Annotated in this window: 19 protein-coding genes; 3 read left to right on the top strand and 16 right to left on the bottom strand. The window is 69.1% G+C overall.

What is annotated here, in order from left to right:
• The first annotated feature begins 29 nt into the window (after nt 1-29).
• Entirely contained in the window at nt 30-1,472 is a 1,443-nt protein-coding gene (locus tag AC3WJT_RS02135) for an ActS/PrrB/RegB family redox-sensitive histidine kinase (RefSeq protein ID WP_492341420.1), read from the top strand.
• 46 nt (nt 1,473-1,518) lie between these two features.
• Nucleotides 1,519-2,076: an ActR/PrrA/RegA family redox response regulator transcription factor gene (locus AC3WJT_RS02130; RefSeq protein ID WP_492341419.1), complete on the top strand. Its 558-nt coding sequence runs from the start codon at nt 1,519-1,521 to the stop codon at nt 2,074-2,076.
• Nucleotides 2,077-2,119: 43 nt separating this feature from the next.
• Here AC3WJT_RS02130 and mmcB read toward each other — a convergent pair whose 3' ends face one another.
• The 6 genes from mmcB to AC3WJT_RS02100 all read right to left on the bottom strand — a co-directional run bounded on the left by mmcB (nt 2,120) and on the right by AC3WJT_RS02100 (nt 5,689).
• On the bottom strand, nt 2,120-2,554 hold the full coding sequence (mmcB, locus tag AC3WJT_RS02125; RefSeq protein WP_492341418.1) for a DNA repair putative endonuclease MmcB: 435 nt from the start codon (nt 2,552-2,554) through the stop codon (nt 2,120-2,122).
• 31 nt (nt 2,555-2,585) lie between these two features.
• Nucleotides 2,586-3,104 carry a lipocalin family protein gene (locus AC3WJT_RS02120; RefSeq protein WP_492341417.1) on the bottom strand — a complete coding sequence of 173 codons (519 nt, stop codon included), beginning with the start codon at nt 3,102-3,104 and terminating at the stop codon, nt 2,586-2,588.
• Nucleotides 3,105-3,225: 121 nt separating this feature from the next.
• The gene (locus AC3WJT_RS02115; RefSeq protein WP_492341416.1) at nt 3,226-4,353 is read right to left on the bottom strand and encodes a ferritin-like domain-containing protein; all 1,128 of its coding nucleotides are present in this window, start codon (nt 4,351-4,353) and stop codon (nt 3,226-3,228) included.
• 145 nt (nt 4,354-4,498) lie between these two features.
• Nucleotides 4,499-4,927: an SWIM zinc finger family protein gene (locus tag AC3WJT_RS02110; RefSeq protein ID WP_492341415.1), complete on the bottom strand. Its 429-nt coding sequence runs from the start codon at nt 4,925-4,927 to the stop codon at nt 4,499-4,501.
• A 53-nt stretch (nt 4,928-4,980) separates the two neighbouring features.
• Nucleotides 4,981-5,277: a YciI family protein gene (locus AC3WJT_RS02105; protein ID WP_492341414.1), complete on the bottom strand. Its 297-nt coding sequence runs from the start codon at nt 5,275-5,277 to the stop codon at nt 4,981-4,983.
• Nucleotides 5,278-5,284: 7 nt separating this feature from the next.
• The gene (locus tag AC3WJT_RS02100; RefSeq protein WP_492341413.1) at nt 5,285-5,689 is read right to left on the bottom strand and encodes a metallopeptidase family protein; all 405 of its coding nucleotides are present in this window, start codon (nt 5,687-5,689) and stop codon (nt 5,285-5,287) included.
• A 94-nt stretch (nt 5,690-5,783) separates the two neighbouring features.
• On the opposite strand from AC3WJT_RS02100, the gene AC3WJT_RS02095 reads away from it, so the two are divergent.
• A complete protein-coding gene (locus AC3WJT_RS02095; RefSeq protein ID WP_492341412.1) occupies nt 5,784-8,105 on the top strand; it encodes a sensor histidine kinase in 2,322 nt (773 codons plus the stop codon).
• Between the two features lie 95 nt (nt 8,106-8,200).
• On the opposite strand, the gene AC3WJT_RS02090 is transcribed toward AC3WJT_RS02095, so the two are convergent.
• The 10 genes from AC3WJT_RS02090 to zapE form a co-directional block, all read right to left on the bottom strand.
• Nucleotides 8,201-8,521 (bottom strand): 2Fe-2S iron-sulfur cluster-binding protein, encoded by a 321-nt coding sequence (locus AC3WJT_RS02090; RefSeq protein WP_492341411.1) that lies wholly within the window; start codon nt 8,519-8,521, stop codon nt 8,201-8,203.
• Between the two features lie 37 nt (nt 8,522-8,558).
• Nucleotides 8,559-9,788, bottom strand: a complete 1,230-nt coding sequence (locus AC3WJT_RS02085) for an NAD(P)/FAD-dependent oxidoreductase (RefSeq protein ID WP_492341410.1) — start codon at nt 9,786-9,788, stop codon at nt 8,559-8,561.
• Between the two features lie 60 nt (nt 9,789-9,848).
• A complete protein-coding gene (locus tag AC3WJT_RS02080; protein WP_492341409.1) occupies nt 9,849-10,325 on the bottom strand; it encodes a hypothetical protein in 477 nt (158 codons plus the stop codon).
• Nucleotides 10,326-10,402: 77 nt separating this feature from the next.
• Entirely contained in the window at nt 10,403-11,185 is a 783-nt protein-coding gene (locus AC3WJT_RS02075; RefSeq protein ID WP_492341408.1) for a succinate dehydrogenase iron-sulfur subunit, read from the bottom strand.
• Nucleotides 11,186-11,274: 89 nt separating this feature from the next.
• The gene (gene creD, locus AC3WJT_RS02070) at nt 11,275-12,732 is read right to left on the bottom strand and encodes a cell envelope integrity protein CreD (RefSeq protein ID WP_492341407.1); all 1,458 of its coding nucleotides are present in this window, start codon (nt 12,730-12,732) and stop codon (nt 11,275-11,277) included.
• A 200-nt stretch (nt 12,733-12,932) separates the two neighbouring features.
• A complete protein-coding gene (gene sdhA / locus AC3WJT_RS02065; protein WP_492341406.1) occupies nt 12,933-14,720 on the bottom strand; it encodes a succinate dehydrogenase flavoprotein subunit in 1,788 nt (595 codons plus the stop codon).
• Nucleotides 14,720-15,118, bottom strand: coding sequence for a succinate dehydrogenase, hydrophobic membrane anchor protein (gene sdhD / locus AC3WJT_RS02060; protein ID WP_492341405.1), 399 nt, complete (start codon nt 15,116-15,118; stop codon nt 14,720-14,722). Before sdhD ends, sdhA begins: the two co-directional genes overlap by 1 nt.
• A complete protein-coding gene (sdhC, locus tag AC3WJT_RS02055; RefSeq protein ID WP_492341404.1) occupies nt 15,115-15,525 on the bottom strand; it encodes a succinate dehydrogenase, cytochrome b556 subunit in 411 nt (136 codons plus the stop codon). Before sdhC ends, sdhD begins: the two co-directional genes overlap by 4 nt.
• Before the next feature lie 131 nt (nt 15,526-15,656).
• Entirely contained in the window at nt 15,657-16,034 is a 378-nt protein-coding gene (locus AC3WJT_RS02050) for a VOC family protein (protein WP_492341403.1), read from the bottom strand.
• 28 nt (nt 16,035-16,062) lie between these two features.
• Nucleotides 16,063-17,181: a cell division protein ZapE gene (zapE, locus tag AC3WJT_RS02045; protein ID WP_492341402.1), complete on the bottom strand. Its 1,119-nt coding sequence runs from the start codon at nt 17,179-17,181 to the stop codon at nt 16,063-16,065.
• Between the last annotated feature and the right edge of the window lie 36 nt (nt 17,182-17,217).

The following is a 17,217-nucleotide window of genomic DNA, read 5'->3' as shown; positions in this document are numbered from 1 at the left end:
CGGCGCGCGTTCGGCCCACTCTGGCGGGCATGGCGCTGACCCCATCACCGACCGCGCTGGCCGACCCGGAGCCGCGACTCGATAGGCCGGACAGACCCGCCGCGCAAGGCTGGGACGCGCTCTGGCCGGCCGGCGTGCCCCGGCGCGGGCGGCTGCGGGTGCGGGCCCTGACCAATCTGCGCTGGGTCGCGATCGCCGGCCAGACGATCACGGTCGTGGTCGTGGCCTACGGCCTGAGATTGCCCACGCCGGTCGCCGCCTGCTTCGCCCTGATCGCGCTCTCGGCCTGGCTCAATGTGCTGGTCAGCCTGGCGACGTCGGGCCAGCGGCTGGCGAACGACAACGAGGCGGCCGGACATATCGCGTTCGACATCCTGCAATTGTCCGCCCTGCTCTATCTGACGGGCGGGATCGTCAACCCGTTCTCGTTGCTGCTGATCGGTCCGGCGACCCTGGCGGCCGCGACGCTGCCGCTGCGCCAGACGATCCTGCTGGCCCTGCTGGCCATCGTGGCCTGCATTTTCCTCGCGGTGACGGCGTTGCCGCTGCCGTCGCCGAACGCCGAGCCGTTCGATCCGCCGCTGCTGAACCGCATCGGCGCCGTGATGGCCAGGGTGCTCGGCATTTCGTTCACCGCCGCCTACGCCTGGTACGCCGCACAGGAAGCGGCGCGGATGGAGCTGGCGCTCGACACCGCCCACACCGTGCTGGCGCGCGAGCAGCGGCTGTCAGCCCTGGGCGCCCTGGCCGCCGCCGCCGCCCATGAACTGGGCACCCCGCTGGCGACCATCTCGATCGTCGCCAAGGAGTTGGGCCGCAACACGCCCGAAGGCCCCCTGCGCGAGGACGCCGACCTGCTGATCGCCCAGGCCCAGCGTTGCCGCGACATTCTGCAGAGACTGACCCGCACGCCGGAAGCCGGCGACGCGGTGCATGAACGGATGAGCCTTTTGCAGGTGGTGCAGGAGTCGATCGCGCCGCATGCCCGTCGGCCCGACGTCAGGGTCGAGGCGGTGGTGTCCGGCTCGCACGGGGAGGCGGCGCCGGAAATCTGGCGTCTGCCCGAAGTGCTCCACGCCCTGACGGCGTTCGTCGAGAACGCGGTCGACTTCGCCCGTTCGGAGATCCTCGTCTCGGCGCGGTTCGATGCGCGCCATATCGCCATCGAGGTGCGCGACGACGGGCCGGGCTTCGCGCCGGAGGTGCTGGTCAAACTGGGCGAGCCCTACGTGACGAGTCGGCCGGGCGCAGAGGCCATGCGCAGCGGGCATGTGGGCATGGGCCTTGGCTTCTTCATCGCCAAGACCCTGCTGGAGCGGACCGGCGCGAATGTCGATTTCCGGAACGGTCGGCACGGCGGCGCCGTTATCACTGCGCGCTGGCGGCGGGAGGCGATCGAGGCTCCGGCCCTGCCAGACCCGTTCGGTGACGCGTCGGGGTTTGATGCCCCCCGAAAGGATGCGACAGTGTGACGCGAGTTTTTCAACTACGGCGCGAATTGCGTCCGGGGCTTTGGCGATGACCGATCTGTCCAATCTCATAGCCGTCCTGCCAGACCGGAGCCTGCTCGTGCTCGACGACGACCTGGCGCTGCGCACTCGGCTCGGCCGGGCGCTGGAGCAACGCGGCTTCGTCGTGACCATGGCGGCCGGCGTCGCCGAGGCGCTGGACGCGGTCAGAGCCGCCCCGCCGGCCTTCGCCGTGCTGGATATGCGCCTGGAGGACGGCACGGGTCTGAAGGTGGTCGAGGCGATCCGCGACGCGCGCCCGGACGCCCGGGTGATCATGCTGACCGGCTACGGCAACATCGCCACCGCCGTGGCGGCGGTGAAGGCGGGCGCAATCGACTATCTCGCCAAGCCCGCCGACGCGGACGACGTCGCCCGCGCCCTGCTGGCCGCCGGCGACATGCTGGCTGCGCCGCCGGAAAACCCGATGAGCGCCGACCGGGTGCGCTGGGAGCATATCCAGCGGGTCTATGAACTGTGCGGCCACAATGTCTCGGAGACCGCCCGCCGCCTGTCGATGCACCGTCGGACCCTCCAGCGCATCCTGGCCAAGCGCGCGCCGCGGTAAGACGCGCCGTCCCGGCCTTTGTGGGGAAGAGCGGATCCGGGTGCTAGCCCCGAAACGCCGCCAGCCGCGCGAACGCCAGGGTCAGCGCCTTGCGTCGCGCGGCGACCAGCGGGGTCCAGCCGGGCTCGCGCACGACCGCGCCGCCGAAGCCGTCGGCGACGATCAGGCCCGGCTCGGGTGGGATCAGGTCCACCGGAAAGCCCGGCGAGACCGCGAAGAAGAAGGCGTCGCAGTAGGGGGCGTACTCGGCCCATTTGCGATCGGTCAGATAGTCCTCGGGGCTCGACTTGACCTCGACGATGACGATCTCGCCCTTGCGGCCCAACGCCATCAGGTCCGCCCGCCGCCCGTTGGGCAGTCCGACCTCGGCCAGCGGCGCATAGCCCATCTCGACCAGCAGCCGCGCCGCCCCCCGCGTTACCGCGACGGTGGTTTCCGGTCGGGTGACCGTGACAAGGGTGAGGGCGACGACTTCCACGCCCGCATTGATGTTCCGGTTTCGTTCGTTGTCAACCGGCCTGCGCCGGGAACTCCAGGGTCTGGCGGTAACCCAGCGCCCTGATCCTGGCGATGGCGGCGGCCTTCGCGCCGGCCGGCATCACGGCGTGGCGGGACAGGAGCCAGATGTAGTTGCCGCCTGGCGTCGCCATCAGGGTCCAGCCACCGTCGGGGGCTGTGTCGAGGACCCAGTACTCCTGCTTCCGGATGCCGCCGAAGAAGCTCATCTCGAACTTCGCGTTGTTGGTGGCCGGCAGGATGCGGCCCTTGGTGACGAAGGTCTTCGCCGGGCCGGTGGGCGAGCCCTTGCGGCAGACCTGGTTGACCTGGAACTGCGCGCCGGTGCTGGCGAACTGGGTGTAGGCCGCCTGGCAGTCGCGCTGGCCAGCGTTGGGGATGCGGGCGATCTCGTACCAGCGGCCCGAATAGAAGCCGGCCGACACGGGTCTGGTCGGCTGCGGCGCGGCGGCCAGGGCGGCGCCGGCGGCCAGCAGGCCGGCGAACAGCGCGATGAGAAGCGTACGGTTCATGGGACCCACTCTAGCGCGCCCGGTCGGAAAGTGGATTCCGGTCTGCGGCGCGAGGGTCTGAAACGCAGAACGCCCCGCCGGGTTGCGGCGGGGCGTTCGCGGGTCCGTCGGAACGGAGGCCTTATTCGGCGGCGATGCTGACGGGCTTGTGCTCGCGATCCTTGAAGTTGATCGCCTGCAGATAGCGGATGCCGTCCTCGGCGATGTCGTCGCCGACCATCCGGTCGCCTTCCATCTTCAGCTCTTCCAGGTCGACATACATGCCGTAGAAGGCCTTGGTGCGGTCGGTGATGATGCCGGCGTTGAGCAGCGTCTTGACCAGCACGCGGAAGATGTTGGTCTGCTCCTTCATGCTCTCGCGACGGATGTCGTCGGTCATGATCTGGGCGAACTCGGCGATGACCTTGTCGGGGTCGAGACCGAACTTCTCGTACAGGTCACGCTGCTGGTTCGGACCGACCAGGTTGAACAGCACGGCCTGGAAGCAGTGGGCCGCCCAGTCCTCGATGACGGCGTGCTCTTCGGGGCTCAGCTTGGGGATCGTGCGGTCGGCCCAGATCTTCCCGAACTTGTGGTGGAAGGCCTCGTCGGTCATGACCAGCTGCATCAGCTTCTTGCCGACCGGGTCGTTGAGCTTGTTGTAGAAGGTCGCGAAGGCGCCCATGGCGAGGCCCTCGACCAGCATCTGCATGCCGATGATCTTCTTGTAGACCTCCGGCGCGCCGATGATCTCGACCAGCAGGGCCTTCAGGGTCGGGCCGCACTCGACCGGACGGCCCCAGCGCGCCTTGACGTACTTGGCGAAGGCCGTGACGTGGCGGGCCTCTTCGCGGGTCTGGTTGGCGGCGTATTCCTGCGCGCCCTGGTCCTTCAGCACGTGGCAGAGGCTGGCCGACAGGTTCAGCGCGCCCTGCTCGCCGTGCAGGATCGAGGAGAAGCTGCGCAGCGTGGACTCGTTGATGAAGGCGATGCGGGTCTTGGGGTCCGACAGGTGGTTGGACACGTAGTCGGTGGACAGGGCCACGACCATGTCCTCGGGGACAATGGCCTGGTTCTCCATGTCGAAGGGCTCGTCGAAGTCGATGTAGTCCTTGTCCAGCGGATCCCAGAAGTGATCGTGGGTCGCGGAGATGATCTTGTCGAAGGCCGTCGAGCGGTTGCCGTAGCGGTCGAGTTCGAGCATCGACTCGAAGTCGTCCGGCGCGACCGCGTCGTACATGGCGTCCTTGGTGATGTTCTTGTCGGTCATCGCGACGATCCTCCGGCCAGTCATGGGATTACGGGCCCGTTGCAGCCGGACCTCGCTCAGGGTGAACACTGTCCCCTTGATGCAAGTGCGGGTCAATTGAAAAGTGACGGGGGCGTCAACTTCTGAACGGGAATTAACCCCGCGATCAGGCCGGGTCGCCCTCGAGCTCGCGCAGCAGGGCCGGGTCGCGGCGGCCGCGGTCGACGGCCAGGGCGGCGTCGTCACGGCCCTCCATCTCGAGCATGTCGGTCAGGCGGGTCAGGCGACCGGCGGCGGCCTCCAGCGTCGCGTCATCGGCGTCGAGCACCGTGAACACCGTCGCCACCACATGCTTGCAGCGCAGACCGCTGTCCTGGAAATCGGGGCAGGTGCAGCGGGCGTCCGATCCGTCCGGCGCGGCCACCTCGACGACATAGGCGATGCCCCGCTCACCCGTCACATGGGCCAGCACGCCGGTCGGGAAGACCTCCACCAGATCGACCCAGCCCTTGGCGGCATAGGCCTCGCCGCGCATCACGCGCGCTTCCGGCATGTCCCGGCGAACGGCGTCATAGTCGAAGTCGGGCGCGAGCATGACGGGTGTCCTATCCGATTCGTTCACGGTTTGTCTTGAGCAGCTTCGCCCGGTCAGTCGTCGCGCGGCAGCTCGCGGATCTCGACCGTCCCGCCGGCCTCGTACACCGGATTGCCCGCGAGCAACCGCGCCGCATGATCGGCGTCCTCGGCCTCGACGCGGATATAGCCCGAAATGTGCGACGACAGGGCGCCGGGCGCGCCCGACCTGCGCAGGGCGACGCCGCCGGCCATCCCGCTGCCGCCCTGGAACACCCCCGCAGCCCGCAGGCCGCCCAGCCAGGAGCCCCAGGCGTCCTCGTCCTCCGGCGCGGTCACGTCGTTGTGCATCAGGAACATGAAGTCGGGCATGGCGGCCTCAGTCGCGGGCTTCGATGGCGTCGATGTCGTCGTCGGACAGGCCGAAATGATGGCCGATCTCGTGAACCAGCACATGGGTTATCAGCTCGCCGAGCGTGACGTTTCCCCGTTCGGCCCACTCGTCGAGGATCGGCCGGCGATAGAGGAACACCATCGAGGGCTGCGGCAGGGGATCGAGCACCGATCGCCGCGACAGGTCGACGCCCTGGTAGAGGCCGGTCAGCTCGAACGCTTCCTCGATGCCCAGTTCGGCCAGCACATCATCCTCGGCGAAGTCGGCCACCCGGATGACCGCCTCGCCCGCCAACTGCCGGAACGGATCGGGCAGGGCGTCGAACGCGGTGCGGGCGATCCGCGCGAAATCATCGAGAGAGGGCGCCAGGGCGTCGGCCGGAAAGGTCATGCGACGAAGATGGCGCCCCGCAGGACGCTTCGCCAGTCGCCCGGCGGCCCGGCCTCGCTTATCGTGTGCCAGCCATGATTCGGGCGGGTCTTGCATGACGCAAATGGAACTGATCGTCGCCGCCACGGCGGGCGCCGTCTGTCTGGCGATCTGCGCAGTGCTGTGGGCGCTGGTGCAGCGCCGGGCGATGGACCGTCGACTGCGGGTGATGCAGGACCGGCTGGAGGCCGTTGAGGGCCGCGCCGCAGCCGCCCAGGCCTCGGCTGAAGCCTTCGACTCCACCCTGCTGGTGATCGACGACGGCCGCGCCCTGCTGGCCTCGGGCGAGGAGAACCTCGAGGCCTGCGCCGCCGCCTTCAACCTGCCCGCTGCCGAGGCCCAGGCGATGGTCAACGCCATCATGCGCGCCGAGCCGGACCACGCCGCGCGGCTGCGGGCGCTGTTCGAACGGGGTGAGCCCTGCGCCTTCGAGGCCCGCGGGCCGAAGGGCGTGGTGTCGGTCGAGGGCCGCGCCGCCGGGGCCCTGGCCTGGTTGCGCCTGACCGCCGCGCCGGGGGACGAGACCGCCCTGCCCAGCGCCGCGCGCCTGGCCGCCTTCCTCGACGCCCGGGCCGAGCCCGCCTGGATCGCCGGCGCCGACGGCGCGGTGCAATGGGCCAACAAGGCCTGGCTGGCCGCGGTCAGCGCGCGCGACGCCGGCGACGCCGCCAATCTGGGGCTGTCGCTCGACAAGGGCGCCGACGCCATCGCCAGCGAGGCGGCCAATCTGGGCGAGCGCCGCGAGACCACCCGCTGGATCTCGCTGGGCGGGCAGCGCAAGGCGCTGAAGGTCACCGCCGAGCCGCTCGAAGGCGGCGGCGTGGCGGTCTGGACCACCGACGTGACCCAGGCCGAGGAGATCCAGGACGCCCTCAAGCGCCACGTGGCAGCCCACGACGAAACCCTCAACCACATCGCCGAGGCGGTCGCCATCTTCGGGCCGACCCGCCGGCTGTCGTTCCACAACACCGCCTTCGCCGACCTGTGGGGGCTGGAGACGGCCTGGCTGGCCGAGCGTCCGACGCATGGCGAGATTCTCGACCGGCTGCGTCAGCGTCAGCGGCTGCCCGAGACGCCGGACTACGCCCGCTGGAAGGCCGCAGAGCTGGCCCGGTACGAGACCCTCGGGCCGCAGCCGGACGACCGCTGGACCCTGCCCGACGGCCGCACCCTGCGGCTGATCCGCCAGCCGCACCCGATGGGCGGCCTGCTGCTGCTCTATTCGGACATCACCGGCGAGGTGCGGCTGCGCGCGCAGTACAACGCCCTGATCCAGGTGCAGCAGGCGACCCTCGACAAGCTCAACGACGCGGTGGTGGTGTTCGGCTCCAACGGCCGGCTGCGGCTGCACAACGAGGCCTTCGCCCGGTTCTGGCATGTCGCCGAGGAGGACCTCGACGAGGGGGTCAACTTCGAGCGGGTGGTCGAACTCTGCACCCCGCGCCTGCATGACGTGGCCTTCTGGCAGGAGCTCAAGGGCCGGGTCGGCGATCCCGATCCCGAGGCCCGCGCCCCGACCGCCGGCGAGATCCGCAACGCCGTGGGCCGCATCGTGGCCTGGCAGACCCGGCCGCTGCCCGACGGCGCGACCCTGATCGCCTTCGCCGACATCACCGACGCCCGCCAGCTGGAGGGCGCCCTGGCCGACAAGGAGGCCGCGCTGGACAGCGCCGAGCGGCTGAAGCGCGAGTTCGTCGGCAACGTCTCCTACGAGCTGCGCACGCCGCTCACCACGATCATCGGCTATTCGGAACTGCTCGACCGGATGGGCGAGGCGATCCCCGAGCGCGGCCGCTCACACCTGGGCGCTGTGCGCCAGGCCGCCGTCCAGCTGGGCCGGTCGATCGACGACGTGCTCGACATCGCCGCCATCGACGCCGAGGAGATGGCGCTGGAGCTGGGCGACGTGCGGGTCGGCGCGCTGCTGACCGAGGTCGCCGGGCGCTGGAAGGTGATGGCGGAGGCCGCGAAGGTCACCCTGGCGCTGGAAGGCGACCCCGACGACATCGGCCTGATCCGCGGCGACAACCGCCGGCTGGTCCAGACCCTCGACCATCTGGTCGAGAACGCCCTGCGCCAGACCCCGCCGGGCGGGGTGGTGACCCTGTCGGCGATGCGGGCGGCGGGCGAGGTGCGGCTGGCGGTGCGTGACACAGGCCGGGGCGTGCCGTTCCACGTCCAGGCGCACATCTTCGACCGCTTCGTCGGCCGCGACCGCGGCGGACCGGGCCTTGGCCTCGCCCTGGTCAAGGCGCTGGTCGAACTGCACGGCGGCTGGGTGGCGCTGGAAAGCGAACCCGGAAACGGCTCGACCTTCACCTGCCACCTGCCAGAGGCCGCGCATGCGGAGTCAGGCCAGAAGGAACTCGGGTTCTAGGCAGCAGGGGGCATGTACCGAAGGTACGTGTCCCCCTAAACTCGCTGCAGCTTGATCGGGGGACACGTACCTTCGGTACATGTCCCCGGCGCCCGCTAGTGCTGGCTTTCCGGCATGCGGATGGTCAGGCCGTCGAGGTCGTCGGTGACCTTGATCTGGCAGGACAGGCGGCTGGACGGTTCGACGTTCTCGGCGAAGTCGAGCATCGACTCCTCCATGGCCGACTTCTCGCCGGTCTTCGACGCCCAGGCTTCATCGACATAGACGTGGCAGGTCGCGCAGGCGCAGGCGCCGCCGCAGTCGGCGTCGATGCCGGGGATGTTGTTCTTGATCGCCCCTTCCATGACGGACAGGCCGGTCTTCACGTCAACCGTATGCTCGGTGCCGTCGTGCTCGATGTAGGTGATCTTGGCCATACGCTCCCTGACGCCTCTTGTTCGTTGTCCCGCCTTGTCAGGCGGCGACCTCTTTCATGGAAATGGACGAATCCGCAAGTCTCTCGCGTGAGACGGGCTTGCGGTTGAGGATGAGCATCTTGCCCATCATGAATTCCGGCGCGGCGTTGACCGCCTCGACCGCCTGCACCTGGTCGCCCTTCAGATGGAAGATGGCGAACTTCGCCGCGGACCGGTCGCCGCGGATGACGCGGCTGTCGGCGTCGAACGGGATGCCGGCGATCTGCAGCTTGAGATCATACTGGTCGGACCAGAACCACGGCGCTTCGGGATTGGGCGGGGCGTGGCCGGTGATGGCGCTGGCGACCTGCTTGGCCTGTTCCAGGGCGTTGGGCACGCTCTCCAGCCGGAACTGGCGCTCATAGAGCGGCAGCGGCCGGTGGGTCACATCGCCGATGGCGAAGACGGAGGGGTCCGCGGTGCGGGCCTGCAGGTCGACGACAATGCCGTTGGCGCAGTCGAGGCCGGAGTCGCGGGCGATCTCCTCGTTGGGCAGGGCGCCGACGCCGACCAGCACGGCGTCGCAGTCGACCAGCTGTCCGTCCGACAGGCGCACGCGGCGGACCTTGCCGTTCTCGCCCTCGAGCGCATCGACGCCGGCGGACAGTTCGAACTCGACCCCTTTGGCCTGGTGATAGTCCTGGAAGAAGGTCGACAGTTCCTCGCAGGCGACGCGGGCGAGGATGCGCGGCTCGCGTTCGATGATCAGGGCCGAGGCGCCGAGCGCGCGGGCCGAGGCCGCCGCTTCCAGGCCGATATAGCCGCCGCCGATGATCGCCAGGCGCTTGCCCGGACCGAGGGCGGCCTTCAGCAGTTCGGCGTCGGCGGCCGTGCGCAGCTCCAGCACGCCGTCCAGGTCCGCCCCGGGGATCGGCAGCTTTCTCGCCCGGGCGCCGGTGGCGATGATCAGATAGTCGTAGGCGACCGCCCCGCCGGCCGACAGCCGGACCGTCTTTGAGGCCCGGTCGATCGAAACGGCGGTAACGCCCAGCCGCAGGTCGCAGTCGTTCTCGGCGTACCAGGCGTTATCCTTGAGCGCGAGGCTGGACGCGTCGGCCTCGCCCTTGAGCCAGGCCTTGGAGAGCGGGGGACGCTGGTAGGGGGGGATGGGCTCGTCGCCGATCAGCACGATCGGGCCTTCGTGGCCGTACTGGCGCAGGAAGGCGGCCGCTGAACCACCCGCGTGGCCCGCGCCCAGAATCACCACCTTCGCCTTCGGATCGGCCAAGCCGCCCTCCTCCAGGATCGCGCGGGAAAATGACGCCCGCGTCAACTTTTTGCAAGAGCCTTAGCCCGGATGGGTGGCCCAGAACCACACATAGAAGAGCACCCACCATGCCGTGAAGCCCGACATGAGCCAGCGGGCGTCAATTCGTTCCGCGACCAGCCGCCGGATCGCCGCGAAGGCGAGGGCCGAGAGCAGGAACCGGGGCAGCCGGACCGGCAGGGCGCCGAGCGCGAAGGCGGGCAGGCTCGCGCCCTTCGACGGGGCGAGCAGGGCGTAGACCTTGTAGGGTGTGCTGCTGACCGGACCCCTGAGCGCCGCGGCGAACCAGCCCTGACGGTCCATCTGCACGCTGGCGTGGACGATCATCGGGGTCGACACCGCCGGCACGGCGGCGACGGCGCCGAGGGCGGCCTGCGGATCGCGGGCGCTCCAGCCGTACATCGCCGCTCCGCCGATCCCCGCCCCGACGGCGGCCAGCAGGCAGGCGATGACGCCGGCCCTCAGGCCGTGCTTCAGCGCGACGTAGCTGATCAGCACGTCGGGAATGATGAAGAACAGGAATCCCTCGGCCGCGCCCCAGACCAGGGCGGCGGCGGCGAGGGCGCGGCCCTGCTTCAGGCCACCCGCTCCACCATCAGCTTCTTGATCTCGGCGATGGCCTTGGCCGGGTTCAGACCCTTGGGGCAGACCTGGGCGCAGTTCATGATGGTGTGGCAGCGATAGAGCTTGAAGGGGTCCTCAAGCGCGTCGAGCCGGGCGCCGGTGGCCTCGTCGCGGCTGTCGATCAGCCAGCGGTAGGCGTGCAGCAGCGTGGCCGGGCCGAGGTACTTCTCGCCGTTCCACCAGTAGCTGGGGCAGGAGGTCGAGCAGCAGGCGCAGAGGATGCACTCGTAGAGACCGTCCAGCTTGGACCGGTCCTCGACCGACTGCTTCCATTCGGTGCGCGGCTCGGGGGTCTCGGTGTGCAGCCAGGGCTCGATCGAGGCGTACTGGGCGTAGAACAGGGTCAGGTCGGGGACCAGGTCCTTGACCACCGGCTGGCTGGGCAGCGGCGAGATCTGGATCTCGTTGCCCGGCGTGTCTTCCCAGCCGTGGGTGCAGGCGAGCGTGTTGCGGCCGCCGATGTTCATCGCGCAGGAGCCGCAGACGCCTTCGCGGCAGGACCGGCGGAAGGTCAGGGTCGGGTCGACCGTGCTCTTGATGTGGATGAGCACGTCCAGCAGCATCGGACCGCAGGCGTCGACGTCGACGTCGTAGGTGTCCCAGCGCGGGTTCTCCGACCCTTCCGGATCGTAGCGATAGATGCGGAACGTCTTGACCCGCTTCGCCCCCTTGGGCGCGGGATAATGACGGCCCTTGCCGACCCGGGAGTTCTTGGGGAGCGCGAGTTGAACCATGCCGCTGCATCACACTTCTAGGAACGATTGGGTTCCATCTAAGGCGCAGCGGGGCGCCTGTCCACGCAGGACAGGCGCCCGCGCCCAACCTAGTTACCCACAGGCGGCGCCGGAGGCGTCGTATCGGCCCGTCCGCCGTACCATTCGATGTTCCGGGTCAGCCACATCCCGGCCGTCAGACCGACGAAGGCGGCGATCGAACCGGCCAGCAGGGCGAAGTCCTCGAGCCGCATCAGCAGGTAGATCAGGCCGTAGACGGTGCTGAACACGACCAGCGCCTGGATCCGGTAGCGGGTCGCCTTGAACGCCGCCCCGGCATAGAGGCCGATCAGCAGCACCGTCGCCACCGCCGCGATCGCGAAGCCCGCGTCGAAGCCGATGTATTCCGAGAGACTGAGCAGCAGCAGGTAGAAGACCATCTGCGCCAGACCGATCAGGACGTACTGCGCCGGGTGCAGCCGGCTGCCGGACAGGGCCTCGAAGACGAAGAACGTCAGGAACACCAGGCCGATGAACATCACCGCGTATTTCAGCGCGCGCATGACGTTCTGGTAGGGGTTGTTGGTCCGCACGAAGCTGACGCCGAGATCGCGCTGGCCCAGCTCGCCGAGCGACAGGACCGAGGTCGAGCCGCGGTCTGGCAGGCCGCGGGCGATGAACGGCACGGACCAGTCGGCGCTGAACCTGTCGGCGGTGGTGTCGCGTTTGGTCGGCAGGAAACCGCCGTCGAACCGGGGCGCGGGCCAGTCGCCGTTGATGACCACCCGGGTCGACTTGGCGAACGGCACGACGCTGAGCCGCTGGGCGCCGGAGAAGGTCAGGGTCGTGCGGATGGTTCCGCCCTCGATGGCGGCCAGCAACGGCGCGGCCGGGGTCGAGACCAGGCCGTAGTCGCCGAGGTCCTCATCCGGCCGGGCCCGGCCGTCGCTGTCGGGCGGGGTCATCGGCCGGCCCAGCCGCACGTCCGAGGCGGGGGTGAACTCCAGCCGTGTGTCACCCGCCGGGGTGGTCAGGGTCGCCACGACGTCGGTCTGGGCGCCGCGCAGGTCGGAGAAGCCCAGCACGATCTGCGCCCGGCTCCAGTCGATCACCGCCCCGGTCGGCAGGCCCTGCACCGGCTTGAGCTTGCTGAAGCCAGCCGTGAGGCTGGCGGTGGCCTTGTAGGTCGGCACATCGAAGATGCCCCGCCGCAACGTGCCGGTCCTGACCTTCACATCGGCCGCGCCGGTGTCGGGCGAGACCAGATACCAGCCGGTGATCACCTCGCCCTCCTTGGCCGTCGGGGTGACGGTCCAGGGCGCGACCAGCAGGGGTCCGGTGATCTGCTGGGCGCCGCCCTGCAGCTGCGAGACCTCGCGCACGACACCCTCGGAACGGTCGGAGCGGTCCTTGATCAGGGCCCAGACGAACAGGCCCGGAATGGTCATCAGCAGGGCCAGGGCGCAGACCAGCAGCGCCTTGCCGCCCCAGTCTGCCGACCTCGGCCGGGGCAATCGCGACGGCATGGCCGGGGAAATGAAGGCTTGGTCGTCAGGGCCAGAAGGCATCGGAGCGTCTCCGTCCAGAATGTGAGCGATTGTTCACACACATTGATGTTGGGCGCAAGAGACCTCGCGCTGAGGCCCCTTTGCGAAAACGGAGGCTCGCAGCCTGATGTGCAGGCGGGATGGAGAATTGGGACAGGCGACATGGAAAGGGCGACCGCCGACGGCGGTCGCCCCTGTCCGGATCAGCAAGGCTGCGAAGCCTAGTACACCCGCGCCTTGGGCGGGATGTAGTCGATGTCCTTGGACATCGTGTAGCTGTGCACCGGGCGGTAATCGATCTTCACCTTGCCGGTGGCGTCGTCGAACCAGGCGAGGGTGTGCTTCATCCATTCGCCGTCGTTGCGATCGGGGAAGTCCTCGCGGGCGTGGGCGCCGCGGCTTTCGGTGCGGTTCAGCGCGCCGGCGACGGTGACGGCCGCCTGGCAGACGAGGTTGTCGAACTCCAGCGTCTCCATGAGGTCGCTGTTCCAGACCAGGCCGCGATCGCTGACGCCGATGTCCTTGCGGGCGGCGACGACCGCGTTGACGCGGTCCACGCCGCTCTTGAGCGACTCGCCGGTGCGGAAGACGGCGGCGTCTTCCTGCATCGCGCGCTGCATCTCGAGCCGCAGGTCAGCGGTCGGTCGGCCGCCGGCGGCGTTGCGGAAGCGGTCGAAGCGGGCGAGGTGGGCGTCAGTCATGCCCGCCTTGAGCTCGGGCTGGGTCGCGCCCGGCTTGAGCTGCTCGGCGCAGCGCAGGCCGACGGCGCGGCCGAACACCACCAGGTCGATCAGGCTGTTGGAGCCGAGGCGGTTGGCCCCGTGCACCGAGACGCAGGCCGCCTCGCCCACGGCCATCAGGCCGGGCACGATGGTGTCGGCGTTGTCGCCGGTCTTGGTCACGACCTCGCCGTGGTAGTTCGTCTGCAGGCCGCCCATGTTGTAGTGGACCGTCGGCAGGACCGGGATCGGCGCCTTGGTCACGTCGACGCCGGCGAACACCTTGGCGGTTTCCGAAATGCCGGGCAGCCGCTCATGCAGCACCGCCGGATCCAGGTGGTTCAGATGCAGGTGGATGTGGTCCTTGTTGGGACCCACGCCGCGGCCTTCACGGATCTCGATGGTCATGGCGCGGCTGACCATGTCGCGCGGGGCCAGGTCCTTCACGGACGGCGCATAGCGCTCCATGAACCGCTCGCCCTCGGAATTGGTCAGATAGCCGCCCTCGCCCCGGGCGCCCTCGGTGATCAGGCAGCCGGCCGGGAAGATGCCGGTCGGGTGGAACTGGACGAACTCCATGTCCTGCAGCGGCAGGCCGGCGCGCAGGGCCATGCCGCCGCCGTCGCCCGTGCAGGTGTGGGCGCTGGTCGCCGACAGATAGGCGCGGCCGTAGCCGCCCGTGGCCAGCACGGTCTTCTGGGCCTGGAACCGGTGCAGGGTGCCGTCGTCCAGCTTCCAGGCGGTGACTCCGACGCAGACGCCGTCTTCCATGATCAGATCGAGGGCGAAGTACTCGATGAAGAACTCGACGTCCTTGCTCAGCGCCTGGCCGTACATGGTGTGCAGCATGGCGTGGCCGGTGCGGTCGGCCGCCGCGCAGGTGCGCTGGATCGGAGCCTCGCCGTAGTTCTTGGTCATGCCGCCGAAGGCGCGCTGGTAGATCTTGCCTTCCGGCGTCCGCGAGAAGGGCACGCCCCAGTGCTCGAGCTCATAGACGGCCGCCGGCGCGTTGCGCGTCAGGTATTCGATGGCGTCCTGGTCGCCCAGCCAGTCCGACCCCTTGACGGTGTCGTACATATGCCAGCGCCAGTCGTCCTCGCCCATATTGCCGAGACTGGCGGAGATGCCGCCCTGGGCCGCGACGGTGTGGCTGCGGGTCGGGAAGACCTTGGTGATGCAGGCGGTCTTCAGACCGGCCTGGGCGCAGCCGACGGCGGCGCGAAGGCCCGATCCCCCGGCCCCCACCACCACGACGTCGAAGCGGTGGTCGATGAATTCATAGGCCGGCATCAGAAGGCTCCGAGGAGGGCCACCTTGAGGATGGCGAAGACCCCCAGAGCGGCGCCGAGAACGCATACGAGATAGTTGGCGATGAGCGCCGCGGACTTGGCCACGAAGCCTTCGATGTAGTCTTCGATGATCACCTGCATCGCCAGGCGCAGATGCACGAAGCCGACCGCGATGAACAGGCTGAGCAGCACCGCGTTGATCGGGTGGGCGAGCCATTCGACGGCCATCACATAGCCGCCGGCCGCCAGCTTGAGGCCGCCGTAGGCCGCCCAGATCGACAGGGGAATGAGAGCCAGACCGGAGACCCGGTCGGCGATGAAGTGGCCCACGCCATGCTTGGCCGAGCCAAGGCCGCGGGCGCGGGAGAGAGGTGTGCGGAAACCGGCCTTGGCGCTCATGACAGGCCTCCCGTCTGGCCGGCGATCAGCCAGACCACGGCGGTGGCCACCAGGGCGAAGGCGATGCCCGCGATGGTGATCATGTCGGCCGTCTTCGGCTTGAAGCCGTGGCCGGTGTCCCACATCAGGTGGCGCAGGTTGCTGGCCGCCAGGAAGAACAGGGCGAAGGTCAGGCCCAGCAGGACCAGCTTGCCCGGCCAGGACGCCAGCAGCGCCGTATAGGCGGCGTAGGCCTGGTGGCCGGAGGCCAGGGCGACCGCCCAGCCGACGAGAATCAGCGCGCCTACGAAAAGGCCGATCAGGCAGGCGCGATGCAGAATGGAGCCCAGCATGGTCACATGCCAGCGCCACACCTGGAGGTGCGGCGAGGTGGGCCTTTCACGGACCCCTGACGAGGCTTCGGTCATTTGGTTCCCGACGGTTGCAAGCAGCAGGGCTATTTACGCCGGGAACAGGGGGTGTCAACGCGAGCAGGGCCTTTTCAGACCCCATCCGCCGCAGACGCCCCCTGGAGCCGGGTCAACGACCGGCCGGGCGATCAGCCCATCCGGTGGATGCCGCAGAGCTTGTTGCCGTCCGGGTCGCGCAGATAGGCGAGATACATCTTGCCCATGCCGCCTTCGCGGACGCCCGGGGGATCCTCGCAGGTGGTTCCGCCGTTGGCGATGCCGGCGGCGTGCCAGGCGTCGGCCTGTTCGGGCGAGCTGCAGGTGAAGCCGATGGTGCCGCCGTTGGCGTGGCTGACCGGCTCGCCGTTGATCGGCAGGGACACGCCGAAGACGCCGCCGTTGGCCATGTAGAACATGCGGTGACCATCCAGGAAGGACGGCGGAACGCCCAGCGTGCCCAGCACGGCGTCATAGAAGGTCTTGGCCTTCGCCAGGTCGCTCGTTCCGACCATGATGTGAGAGAACATGTGTGGTTTCCTTCCCTTTTGTTGTTGATCAGTCCGTGACGCGTTCGAGCCAGTCCGTCGAGCGCATTTCCTGCAGGCGGGAGACCGTGCGCTCGAACTCGAACGACCCGTCGCCCTCCGGATAGAGGGTTTCCGGTTCGTCCGCAGCGAGCGCGACCAGCTTGGTCTGGGCCTCGTAGAGGGCGTCGATCAGGGTGTTGAACCGTTTGGCCGCATCGCGCCGGGCGGGCGTCAGGCGCGGGACGTCCTCGAGAAACACAGTGTGGAACCGGTCGGCGATGGCCAGATAGTCCTGCGGTCCGAGCGCATGCTCACACAGGCTGGCGAAGCGCGTGCGCAGCAGCCCGCCGCTGGCCCGCGGCAGGTGCAGCTTGCGGCCCAGCACCTCCAGCGTGGCGCCCGATTCCGGCGCCCCGTCGAGCATGTCGCCCCACAGCCGGTCGAACTCGTCGGCGTTGGCGGCGCTGTCAGGGGCCAGCCAGGTCCGAGCGCCGCGCAGGCGGTCGAGGCGGAAGTCCACCGGCCCCCTGACCGCGACCACCTCCAGCTTCTCCTTGAGCATGCCGATGAAGGGCAGGAACAGCTGACGGTTCAGGCCGTCCTTGTAGAGGTCGTCGGGCGGGCGGTTGGAGGTGGTCACCACCGTGACGCCCCGGGCGAACAGCGCCTCGAACAGTCGGCCGAGAATCATGGCGTCGGCGATGTCGGTGACCTGGAACTCGTCGAAACAGAGCAACCGGGCTTCCCCGGCGATCAGATCGGCGGTCGGACCGATCGGATCATCACCCCTGCTCTGGCCGAACCGCGCCTTGCGGGCGGGACCATCGCCCTTGCGCCAGGCGTCGATGCTGGCGTGAACCTCGGCCATGAAGACGTGGAAGTGGGTACGGCGCTTCTTCGCCACCGGGGCGGAATCGAAGAACAGGTCCATCAGCATGGACTTGCCCCGGCCGACAGGACCCCACAGGTAGACGCCGCGCGCGCCCTTTGGCTTGCGGAACAGCGCGGAAAACCCCGGCTCGGACAGGGCGTTGAGGTCGCCCTCGAGGCGTGACAAGGCGACCAGCGCCTGCTCCTGCGCCGCATCGGGCCTGATGTCGCCCCGGGAAAGACGCTCGCGGTAGGCGGCGCGGACGGATAAAGGCATCGGCAAACCGGTTAGCGCGGCGAGACGCGCGCTTCA

Source organism: Caulobacter sp. FW305-C-30-S16, assembly GCF_058783025.1.
The sequence above is the reverse complement of the archived record's forward strand: the minus strand, read 5'-3'. Positions and strand labels throughout refer to the sequence as shown.